The sequence below is a fragment of the Candidatus Poribacteria bacterium genome (assembly GCA_021162805.1).
GTDB lineage: Bacteria > Poribacteria > WGA-4E > B28-G17 > B28-G17 > JAGGXZ01.
Window position 1 is genome coordinate 17,569 of record JAGGXZ010000060.1, and the last position, 10,379, is coordinate 27,947.

At 56.3% G+C, this 10,379-nt stretch carries 10 protein-coding genes; 1 reads left to right on the forward strand and 9 read right to left on the reverse strand.

The window, feature by feature from the left end:
- From J7M22_04745 to J7M22_04785, 9 genes are all read right to left on the reverse strand, one after another.
- Positions 1-852 carry an amidohydrolase gene (locus J7M22_04745; GenBank protein MCD6505916.1) on the reverse strand — a complete coding sequence of 284 codons (852 nt, stop codon included), beginning with the start codon at positions 850-852 and terminating at the stop codon, positions 1-3.
- Positions 849-1,553, reverse strand: a complete 705-nt coding sequence (locus J7M22_04750; GenBank protein ID MCD6505917.1) for an aspartate/glutamate racemase family protein — start codon at positions 1,551-1,553, stop codon at positions 849-851. The genes J7M22_04745 and J7M22_04750 overlap by 4 nt, the downstream gene beginning before the upstream one ends.
- Positions 1,550-3,652, reverse strand: a complete 2,103-nt coding sequence (locus tag J7M22_04755; protein MCD6505918.1) for a DUF4910 domain-containing protein — start codon at positions 3,650-3,652, stop codon at positions 1,550-1,552. The genes J7M22_04750 and J7M22_04755 overlap by 4 nt, the downstream gene beginning before the upstream one ends.
- On the reverse strand, positions 3,574-4,443 hold the full coding sequence (locus J7M22_04760; protein ID MCD6505919.1) for a GNAT family N-acetyltransferase: 870 nt from the start codon (positions 4,441-4,443) through the stop codon (positions 3,574-3,576). The genes J7M22_04755 and J7M22_04760 overlap by 79 nt, the downstream gene beginning before the upstream one ends.
- A 30-nt stretch (positions 4,444-4,473) precedes the next feature.
- Positions 4,474-5,964 (reverse strand): DUF2817 domain-containing protein, encoded by a 1,491-nt coding sequence (locus J7M22_04765; GenBank protein MCD6505920.1) that lies wholly within the window; start codon positions 5,962-5,964, stop codon positions 4,474-4,476.
- Positions 5,965-5,969: 5 nt separating this feature from the next.
- Positions 5,970-7,289: a M60 family metallopeptidase gene (locus tag J7M22_04770; GenBank protein ID MCD6505921.1), complete on the reverse strand. Its 1,320-nt coding sequence runs from the start codon at positions 7,287-7,289 to the stop codon at positions 5,970-5,972.
- 6 nt (positions 7,290-7,295) lie between these two features.
- Positions 7,296-8,441 carry an aldo/keto reductase gene (locus J7M22_04775; GenBank protein ID MCD6505922.1) on the reverse strand — a complete coding sequence of 382 codons (1,146 nt, stop codon included), beginning with the start codon at positions 8,439-8,441 and terminating at the stop codon, positions 7,296-7,298.
- 94 nt (positions 8,442-8,535) lie between these two features.
- Positions 8,536-9,306 carry a LamG domain-containing protein gene (locus tag J7M22_04780; GenBank protein ID MCD6505923.1) on the reverse strand — a complete coding sequence of 257 codons (771 nt, stop codon included), beginning with the start codon at positions 9,304-9,306 and terminating at the stop codon, positions 8,536-8,538.
- Positions 9,307-9,476: 170 nt separating this feature from the next.
- The gene (locus J7M22_04785) at positions 9,477-9,926 is read right to left on the reverse strand and encodes a hypothetical protein (GenBank protein ID MCD6505924.1); all 450 of its coding nucleotides are present in this window, start codon (positions 9,924-9,926) and stop codon (positions 9,477-9,479) included.
- Positions 9,927-10,170: 244 nt separating this feature from the next.
- Between J7M22_04785 and J7M22_04790 the strand changes: the two genes are divergently transcribed.
- Positions 10,171-10,379 (forward strand): hypothetical protein (locus J7M22_04790; GenBank protein ID MCD6505925.1); only part of this gene is annotated, 209 nt, incomplete at its 3' end.

The following is a 10,379-nucleotide window of genomic DNA, read 5'->3' on the forward strand; positions in this document are numbered from 1 at the left end:
TTAATTGCCTTCAATTCCCAGAACCTTCACGGCGTTTTCCCCGAGTATCTTCCTTTTGAAATCCTCGGAGATGTTCAAGTCCGATATCGCCTTCACGGACGATTTTAAATCCGCAAACGGATAATCCGTCGCAAAGAGAAGTTTATGTTCCTGTCCGTAAGATGCGAAGGCGTCCCATGGGAAGTGGTGATACAGGTCGGTGTAGACCGATAAGTCCAGGTAAACGTTTTCATGCCTGCAACAGACCGACCATGCATCCCAGAACCAGGGGCAGGCGCAATGCCCCATGATGATGACCAGATCGGGATAACGAAGCGCAAGCTCGTCCACGAGCATGGGATGACCGAACTTTGCTATTGAGCCTTGAGTTGACATTTGATGCCCGGTGTGCAGCCAGACCGGCACGCCCAATTCAAGCGCCTTCTCCCAAATGGGATTGAACCTCTCATCGTTCGGCGCAAACTTCTGCACGGGCGGCGCCAGCTTCAGCCCCCTCAACCCCAATTCGCGGACAGCTCGCTCAAGCTCCCGCACAGCCGCATCGCCGAGATTCGGGTCAACGCTGGCAAAGCCTATGAACCTGTCCGGATGCTCGCCTACCATCCGGGCGACGGAGTCGTTCGTGACCATGACTATCCCCAGCGCCGAAGTCAAGTCCATCGCCACTATGACGCCCTTCTCTATCCCCGCCTCATCCATCTCCCCGATGACATCGTCCAGCGTCCGTCCCCGTATGTCTCGTTCCATTTGATTACGGGCATTCGGGCGGAAGAACCGCTCCACGACCGTGGTTAAATTCGGGATGTATTCGGCATCCCTGACCAACGGATGCATGTGAACGTCAACGATCATCTCACTTCGCCCTCCAGAGCCATCCGCACGGCGGCTTCGGCGTGAAGCCGTGTGGTGTCAAAGACGGGGACAGGGCTATCTTCGGGTCTCAACAGAAGCGTTATTTCGGTGCAGCCAAGGATTATCCCTTCCGCACCCCTCCCCATCAGCCTCCTGACGATCTCCAGATAGGCGGTGCGCGATTTTTCGGTGACTACCCCTTTGCAGAGCTCGTCGTAGATGACCCGATGAACCACGTCTCTATCCTCTTCGTCCGGCACCAGCACCTTCAGTCCGAACTTCCCCTCAAGCCTTTCCCTGTAGAAGCCGCTTTCCATGACGAACTTCGTCCCGAGAAGCCCGACCCTCTTCAGACCGCATCTCCTTATCGCATCGCCCGTGACATCCGCTATGTGGAGCAGGGGCAGACCGGTCCCCTTTTGAACGGCATCGGCGACGATGTGCATGGTGTTTGAGCAGATCAGGAGAAAATCCGCCCCCGCAGCCTTCAAGGCCCTCCCCGCTTCCGTGAGCAGTTTCGCCGCTTCATCCCATCTTCCCTCGTGCTGTATCCTCTCCACCTCGCCGAAGTCTAGGCTGTAAAGGATGACCTTGGCGAAATGCGAGCCGCCCGTCCTTTGAGCCGTCAACTCGTTGAGAAGCCGATAATACTCAAGGGTTGACGTCCAGCTCATCCCTCCGATGAGTCCGATGGTCTTCATCCCTCACCCTCCTTGCGAAGGCTCACGTAACCCATTCCCTCCAACCTCCGGAAGAACTCAAGCAGGCGAACGCCTTCCACGTCCAGTTCGCATTCTACCAGTTCCTCTATCTCGGCCACATTCCTCCTCCCATCAGCCCAGTAAAGCGCCCTTGTAGCAACCCCACCCTTTATGTTATCGCGCTCGCACATCTTGTTCCATCCGTCCCTTTCCTCGTCGGGTATCCTCGTCCCCAGGAACTCCCCTATGACCCTACGGACAGGGATGAACCGAGATGCCCTCCTCTTGTATGCGTCCCTTCTGCGGCGCGGTTTCCTTGCGGGCACGCCGAGCATGCCGGTGCCCTGGCGGAACGCCGCCTTCACGCCATCGTCAAGCATGCCCTTGAGCGCCTTCAACTCGCTTTGAACCTTACTCTTACCTGTGCGCACCAACCTCAAGACCGAATCCAGCGCCATCTCATACCTGAGCCGAGCGTATTCCAGCCTCCTCCAGAGCCATCCTGAATCCTTCCCCTCGTTCACCGCCCTCCTCACATCGTTCATTATCGCGCGGTGTGCATCAAATAGAACTTCCCTCGCCAGCCATGAAGCCTCCTTCGCGCCGGCGTTTGCGATGATATAGACGTATGCCGCCACCGCCTCTCCGATCCATTTCAGCTTTTCGGGGTCAAGTTTATCAGGCGTATCGGCGCAGGTATGGTAGAAGGTGTAGGGATACTCTATGAGCAGCGGGCAGGGTATCCCTATCATCGGGTCGGAGATGATGTTGTCGGCGCGCATGTAATCCCTCTCGCGCACGTTCACAAGCAGCTTCCCCCTGCGCATCTGCTCCTTCAGGATGAGCCAAAGGAGCGTGTCGGTGTAGGAGCTTTGGGCATGTGGGTTGTGCGAAAGCTCCAAGGCGGCACGGCAGATGGACTCGCGCCCCCCTACGGAGTCCAGGGTGACACCCGCAACGGCACGCTTAAATATCTCGGAGTGCTCCACAACCGCCGCCATCGTCCCCATGCACTCGTAAGTGAAGAGCACCCTTATCCTCCGCCTAGGACGTTTGAGCCTGCCCTCTTTGATGAGCCGGTTCAGACAGCGAAGGACCTCAACGGCGAGCCCGCATCCGCTGGCGTCGTCTATCGCCCCCACCTCGCACAGATGTCCGTTTATGAGCACCTCCTCTTCGGTCCGCCCGGGTATGAAGCCCGTGACCACCGGGATTGTCTCATCGTAGAAACGGGCATCCACATGGGCGTGTAGCACGACCTTCTTCTCCTTTTTGATAATCTCCCTGAGCCACTGCCCCTGCCTCGGCGTGAGCACGAACCCCCAGCACGGCTCGTCACCCTTCTTCATCCCCCATCCGCCTTTATCTGTGCTGAACCTCTCCCACAGCCTGACATCTGGAAGCTCCATCGGTGGTCTGCATCCTTCGTATGTGGGCAGGTAGTCGGATATGAGCCCCAGGGCGCCTCGCTTCATCGCCTCTTTCCTTGAGTATCTCGCCGAATCCGACGTGAATACGATCTTGCCGGACACATCCACGCCCTCGTAGTCCTCACCTCTCCTGCCGCCCTCAACGAGCACGACCTCCGCTTTGACCCCCTCCGGCGGGGTGGGCTTGCTGTAGACGATCAGGGAGCAGGGGTCGTCCATGTAATCGCACAGGACAACTTCGCCCCTCCCTTCCGATGGGAGCAGGGTGAGCGTTGCGGACCTGGCATCCCACGCGATGGGGACTATCCAGTCGCCATAGGTGCTCTCACCGTCCGCTGGGACGGTGAGAATCTCACCCTCCAGCCCATATTCCACCAGCTTTGAAAGGCAATATTCGGCGGCTTTGTGGTGCTTATCAAACGACGACCACCGGTCGTGGTCATGGATGTGGGCGATGATGTCCAGCGCGTTCACGCCGGACAAACGCGGCGAAATGACATCCAGGAGTTCGTCAATCATTCGTCTCACCCCCTCATCCCATCTGCCCTTTAAGGATGCGACGGGCCTAACATCCCGCGGCGCCTCGCGTCTTACCGCGAGCCTGGCGGGCTCAACTCCTTTCTCATCCTGTATCTCGTCCAGAAGAAGGGGAGTTTGGCGTCCTCCCATCCCAGCGATTCAAGCTCCGCCTCGGTTATCCCCTTGATGGGGAGCTCCACGCCGAACCATCTGCATCCCCTCGTTGACGCCACGTATGCAAGGGCTTTCAGGACGTCCATAGCTCTCCCCTCATCCCTCACGAACAGATACGCCAGCGTGATGAGCTCGCTGCACACCTCCTCCGTCCTGCCCACGGCGATCCCGACCATCTCCTGCTCGCGGAAGGCGGCTATCGCCTTGTCGGCATCCTTTTCGTAAGCGGCGAAATATGCGTCCAGAAACCTGAGCCATTCGTCCTCGTCGCCGATGAAATCCATGAGCTCAGGTAAGTCGTCAAGGGTTATCACACGTATGCGCAGAGCCTCGGGGATAGAAACCTCCCTCCCCACAAGTTCAAGGAGCATTGAGCGGTGTATTTCAATGCACCTGTAGCCGTATTTCTCGTAAAACGACCGCGCGAAGGGCGTTCCGGTCTCAACAACGCGGATCCCCTTCTCCATCGTCTTCCTTTCAACCGCCTCAAGGAGCATCCCGCCGATTCCGCGTCCCTGATGGCGCGGGTGAACCGCTATCCATCCTACGGTCGCTCTGCCCTCCCCGCATGAGCCCACGACGAAGCCGACCACCTCGCCATCGTCCGTCTCGGCGACGAAGAGACATTCCCTGTCGCCTCTCATCCGCTGGGCGATCCTTCTCCCCATGAGCGGCGTGAGGCGTGCCGTCTCCAGGAAAGCCTGGTTCGCTATCCTGACGATCGCCACAACGTCTGACGGTCTCATCCCACGGATTCGGTATCCCATCCTAACATCCCTCCCTTTGGAATTAGGGGGTCATCTCCCGGCGAAGGAGAGGGCGGTTTTCATGACGCCCAGGCAGATCTGAACTACTACCTCGCTCTCCCTCACGATAGCGTGCGTATCGGAGCGGTTGCCCGAAAGCTCCACAAGTATCGGGGCGCTTGTGCCCCTCATCGCGGAATAGGAGACGAGCGTCGGCCTTTCCTCCTTCATCTCTATCACCCTGTCCAGGTTCACCTGGACATACTCGTCCCATTTCGTCCCGTGCTGATGGCAGATGAAGCGATCTTTCAGGCGCCTTTTGACATCGGCGTGTATCCGGCTCACCAGCTCCTCATCGCATGGATAGGCGACCTCCCAGGCGAAATGGGCGGTGTGGAAGTCAACGGTGGCGATGTATCTCCTCTCATCAAACGCCCTCATCAGGACCCGGGTCTCAGGCTCGGAAGCCGGTCTCTCTCCTTTGTAATCAAAATCCCACACCATGGGCACGTCCTCAAAACTTTCGTATCCCTCCCATCCGCGGGGGAAATTGCGGTTGAGGTCGACGCCGTTTGCGTTCTGACGGACGTTGTGATCGTAGCCATAGGGGTTCGTTATGGGGAAGATCTTCACGAAGTATCCCCCGGCTGGGAGACCTTCAACGCATGGGTTTTCGCCCAGAACCTCGGCGAGCCTCAAAAGCCCGTAGGGCGCCTCCCACTCCCAGCCGTGGATGCATCCCGTGAAGAGGAAAGCGGGCGCACCCTCGTCCCCTATGGTAAGCGAGAACATCCTGTAACCGCCGCTTGCCTCCCCTTCGTCGTTGAAACGGACGCTTGGGCAGCGCTGGCTCAGCTGCCTCGCCATCTCCACGAACTCGCCGTAAGTCAACTTTCGGGGATAATACCTGCCGTATTGAACCGAGCTGCCGATAATGTTTCCGATGAACAGGTATTTGTTGACGGAGCCGATTGAATCAAAGAAAGGCTCTGGCAACGAGCGGATGTCCATCGCCACTATCCGCCCCTCCCCGACCCTCTCCTCGAGGATGACCGCCCCGCCGTTCACCGTGGACGTGGCGAGGACGGTCAGCTCGTCGGAGTCGGTCAAGCCAATGATCTGCCTTTGCCAGAACTGATTTGGGGAGTTCTCTATGCCGTGCGAAACCTGTCCATACCAGGGAAGGACGTCGCCGACTGAAAACCCCCGGGTCACATCGTTCACGACCTCTATCCTTATACCGGGGCGCTCCGGGCCGGGAAGGTAGGTCTTTCGGAACTCAACCCCGCGATGGTGGGCGTATTCGAACAGGGAGCAGATGACCTGCCCGCCGCGATGGGCGAACTCCCTCAGGGATGAAAAATCCAGGCGGCGGACGTTTGACCCTTTCATGAGATGCGTTATGACGAAATCGTAACCCTCAAGCGATGGAACTCGCTTCGTGAAGTCCACCACCGTCACCCGCCCCGGATAGAACACCCCGAGGTTCCTGCTGAAGATGCTCTCCCCCACATCGCTGAGCACGAGTATCTTCCCTTCCATCGTCATCACCTCCTCGCCGATTCAGGGCTGACTTTCGGGAAACCCCTTTTCGCCAGCCAATCGGAGCAATTGAACTCGCTGAACTTATCGAGCAACCTCACGAAAAGTCTGTATTTTCCGAGCGGCTCCTTCGGAACCTCCGAGATGGGCATCTTCAGGAAAGCCCTGAACGTTTTCTTGAACGGCTCCCAGCCGATTATCCCCTTCAGGGCGCAGAAGTGATACGTGTCCGGGTCGGTGTAATGGTCGGGCCAGTCCTCGGAGTTTATCCTCTCAAGCTCCCCCTCCTTGCGAGCCATCTCTTTGTAGAAATCGTCCAGCCTTCCTCCCTTCTTGCTCCCGTGGTCATACCACTTCCCCCAGTGCCAGATCTTCGCCCCGCATCTGTCAGCGACGTAGACCATCTTGAAGTTTGCGAAGAACTCGCCGTTCCAAGCCCACCTGCCGTCGAGATCAAAAACGTGTCCCATCTCGTGGAGTATCCCGAACTGCCAGTCGCCCTCCTCTATCCGCCTGAAGGTCGGTTTGTCTATGTATCTCCCGAACCAGAGTATCGGATATCCCGCCACGGCGAGCCCGCCGGGGTAGTCTTCCACCTCTTGGATGATCAGCGGTTTCCCGTCAAATGGAACGCCCCCCACAAGTTCGGCATACGCCTCATAAGCGGCGTCAAGTTTTTTAAGCCACTCGAACGGGTTGGAGAGCCATGTCAGCCTCTCCGCCCGCAGGCGGAGGATCACATGCCTCCCCTCAAGCGACGCAAAGCCGTCCCTTTCTGCCGCCCATTTTAACTTCCCCCTCCACCTCTTGTCGCCGAGCCTCACCCTCGCCATCGGGATAGGGGTCAGCCTCACATCGTCGAACCACGCCTTTCCCACGCATGTGCTCCCCCAGAAACCGAGCCTCAGGGCTATCTCAAGGTATGGCTCGTCGGTCGTGAAGACGATGGTCGAGATCTCCTTCCATCCGGTCGTCCCCTTCACGTCCTCCGACTTGACGAACGTGCCGTAGATACCTATGTTCGCCCCCACATCACCTCCTTTCTCCGCAACTCTGACATCCTCGGTCCTGACCCATGCTGAGAGGCGGTAGACCGAGTGAGGTTTCAGCTTCACCCTCTGGATCAGCCTCGCATCGTTCCTTTCGGGACAGCGGATGAAGGCGGAGAACCTTCCCGAGCGAGCTTCTTTTGAAACTCCGAAGCTCGCCCCCTCCCCCCAGGCATCGCCCCTCCAGCCTATGGGGAGGCCATCGCCGCCGACCTCCTCAAAGCCCGGGTTTTGAAGGGTATTCAGAACGATGGCTGAACACAGGAACAACCACATCCTATCTCAAGCTATCAGGGATTGCAACTCGTTTATCCTTTGGGCGACCGGGATGCCATATGGACAGAACTCCTCACAAATCCCACATCTATCACACATCTCCGCCCTCCGCCAGGGAGGGATAGATCTGTAAACCTCCCATGCACGATCAGGCTCCTCGTAAGTGGTGAGGTAAAGCTCAGCTCGCATCAGCTCCCGTATCTGTATCCCCTTCGGGCATACCTCCTCACACAGGCCGCACATCTGGCAGAACTCCCCTCTCATCTCCGAGGCGAAGATCTCCAGCCCCTTCCTCTCAGCCGAGCTGAGCTTCATCCCTGATGCGAGAACGGCGTCCTGAAACTGCTCGAAGTTCCGACATGCCACCACAACGGCGGATACCCCTTCTATCGAGAGGATGTATTTAACTATCGCCCGGGCTATATCCTGGGTGTTTGGGAGGAACTTCTTCAGCTGTTCCATCAGCTTCCGGTTGGATTCCCACTTCTTCGGCCCTCCGACCATTGTCTTCATGGCGATCACACCGACTCCTTTCTCCTTACAGTATGCGCACAGCTTCTTAACCTCCTCTCCTGAGAGGGGGTTGATCATGATTTGAATAGCGTCCAGAACCCCTTTATCGACGATTCTCCTCACGTTTTTAGGGCTCTCGTGCAGGGAGGCGGAGAGGAACTTCACCAGGCCCTCCTTTTTGAGCTGTTGGAAAGCTTCAACCGCTTCGTCGCTGTAACGGATATGCATCTTGTAGAAATCCACGTAGTCATAGCCGAGCCTTCGCATGTTGTTTTTGAATTTTCTCAATAGTTCTTCCTTTGGCTTGTTGTCCAGGCAGAACTCTACCATCACCGACTTTCTAACCTTATGCTTCCTGATCAAGTTTGAAAGCTCACGACCTCCTGCTTTATGCCAATAGTTGACACCTATCCTTATCGCTTTATCTATCACCGGCGGAGGAAACGTCTCGTTACCAGCTATGACCGAGATATACTGATTTGTGCGACCGAAGAGTCGGTAGCGCATCCCCGTCGTCCCTTTTATCTCGTAGGCTTTACCTTTAGGTTCCTCGGCGAGGAGGGGTAATCCGAAACCAACGCTCATCGCCATGCCGACGCTCGTCTTTAAAAATTCCCTTCTGGTGATATTATCCTTCATCTTTTACCCCTTTATGGCGGGTGTTGTAACACTTAGACGGGCAGGTGGTCTTGAATATCCCACCTGCCCTTAATTACTCTTACTTTAACCTCGCTTACCTTCTTTTCAACCTCCCCCAGGTCAGGGCGAGCTTTCCGGAGGGCTGAACAGGGGCTACATTGTGCCTGGGGTTCTCCATGTCGGCCTTAATCTCCTCCTTCGAGAGAGCACGGCTGTATATCTTCACCTCGTCGATCAGTCCCCAGAGGAACCGGCTTGTTCCCCCTCTCGAGCCTATGAAGAGGTCTCCCGACCCCTTCTCCAGCTTGCCCGCACACTCCCTCTCTCCGACCATATCGCCATCTATGTAGGTTCGGATCACCTTCCCGTCCCAAGTTCCGGCCACGAAATGCCACTTGCCGTCCTTGACGTTCCCGACCGCCCCCTCATCGTCGCAGTGATCGGGAAGATCGTTCGCTTGAAACAGCACCGCTCCGTCATAGACCGGTATCAGGTTGTATTCCCCAGCTTGCCATGCCGGTTCTTTTTCAACGGCGCTCTGTCTATCGTTCGGCCCGCCCGTTATCTTCACCCAGCAGCTTATTGTGATGGCGGTTGTGAGCTGAAGGGATGGATGGTTCTTCACAACCAGATAATCGTCCGTCCCATCCAGCTCCACGGCTTTTCCGAACTTCCCTTCTGAGATCTTCACATCCCCCTTCATCTCGGCGTCGTTTCCGTAGCTTGAAAGATCGATGACCGTCTTGCCTTTCACCTCGTCAAAGGAGAGGTAAAGGACGAGGTCCTTGGGGGGTTTGGCCTCAACTCCTGGGTACAGCACCGCTCCCAAGAGGAGGGCCGCTACCAGATATCGTATTAGCTTCACCTCAGTTACACCTCCTTATCTCGTTTTTATCTCCCCCCAGGTTACGGCGAGGGCGAACTTTGGGCTCACGTCCGCTCCCACCGTCCTGTCGGATATCCCCGGCCCTGACAGCTTCACCCAGTCCACCGTGTAGGTAGCGTTTCCGTAGAAGTTGTCAAAGCCGTCAGGGGTTATGTAGAAGACCCTTTTGGTATACCCTTATCGTTCCGATTTCCGCTGAGAACCTCTTTGCCGTCTATGAACATCTCGTATTCGTTCTTTGTCACCTCGATCTTAAAGGTGTGGAATCCCTTATCCAGCGGGAGGTTAGATGCTCTTTTGCCGTCCTCCCCCCTGGGCTGGACAGATTTGCCACCTCCTTCTACGAAAAACATCGTCCCGACGTTCTTCATAGTGTTAATTATCGAATTGTTATGCGATTCGCCCGGGAAATCCTGGAAGAATCCGAGCCAGCCGTCATCCGGGTTGGCATTGAGGTCTATCCTGACTTCAGCGGTTATGGGCTCGCCCTTCCCTATCGGCTCCCTGTAGAAGAGGAAGATGCTGTCCGGGACATCGAACGATGACAGCACAAGGGTTCCATCCCTGATCTCAGCTTTCGCTTTCCCTGTGGTCTTCACCTACCATATATCCTCCGCCAGCCTCGGGGCTTTAAAATCATCAAACAACACTCCGGCCCAGGAGATTCCGACGAGCAGAAACCAAAGTAAGAAGGAGGTTAAAATTCGCATCTCGCCTCACCTCCATCGGCGGTCATTCGCTGTTTTCATTATATGCGATCCGGAGAATTATGTCAAGTTATTTTTTAAATCCCTACAAAAGCTTATCCATCGTATGGGCGTCGGTTCACCAGAGGAATTTTACATGGTAGGGGATGCAGGATATGACGGGGAGGCAAATTATGACGATGTTGAGAGGATACTGGATGCCAAGCTAGTTTGTGCAATTAACCCTAGGAGAGATGCTGATTTGAAGGATCTGCGAGGGAAAGGAGAACTTAGTCAGGAGAAGCGCAAGCAGCTAGAGGAGAGCAATAGCAACAGAGCAAGAGGTATATTGTTATATCTGACTAA

Excerpts from the sequence above, each read along its gene's own strand:
- J7M22_04745 (MCD6505916.1), bottom strand. The coding sequence starts at position 852 with ATGATCGTTGACGTTCACATGCATCCGTTGGTCAGGGATGCCGAATAC.
- J7M22_04750 (MCD6505917.1), bottom strand. The coding sequence starts at position 1,553 with ATGAAGACCATCGGACTCATCGGAGGGATGAGCTGGACGTCAACCCTT.
- J7M22_04755 (MCD6505918.1), bottom strand. The coding sequence starts at position 3,652 with ATGGGAGGACGCCAAACTCCCCTTCTTCTGGACGAGATACAGGATGAG.
- J7M22_04760 (MCD6505919.1), bottom strand. The coding sequence starts at position 4,443 with ATGGGATACCGAATCCGTGGGATGAGACCGTCAGACGTTGTGGCGATC.
- J7M22_04765 (MCD6505920.1), bottom strand. The coding sequence starts at position 5,964 with ATGGAAGGGAAGATACTCGTGCTCAGCGATGTGGGGGAGAGCATCTTC.
- J7M22_04770 (MCD6505921.1), bottom strand. The coding sequence starts at position 7,289 with ATGTGGTTGTTCCTGTGTTCAGCCATCGTTCTGAATACCCTTCAAAAC.
- J7M22_04775 (MCD6505922.1), bottom strand. The coding sequence starts at position 8,441 with ATGAAGGATAATATCACCAGAAGGGAATTTTTAAAGACGAGCGTCGGC.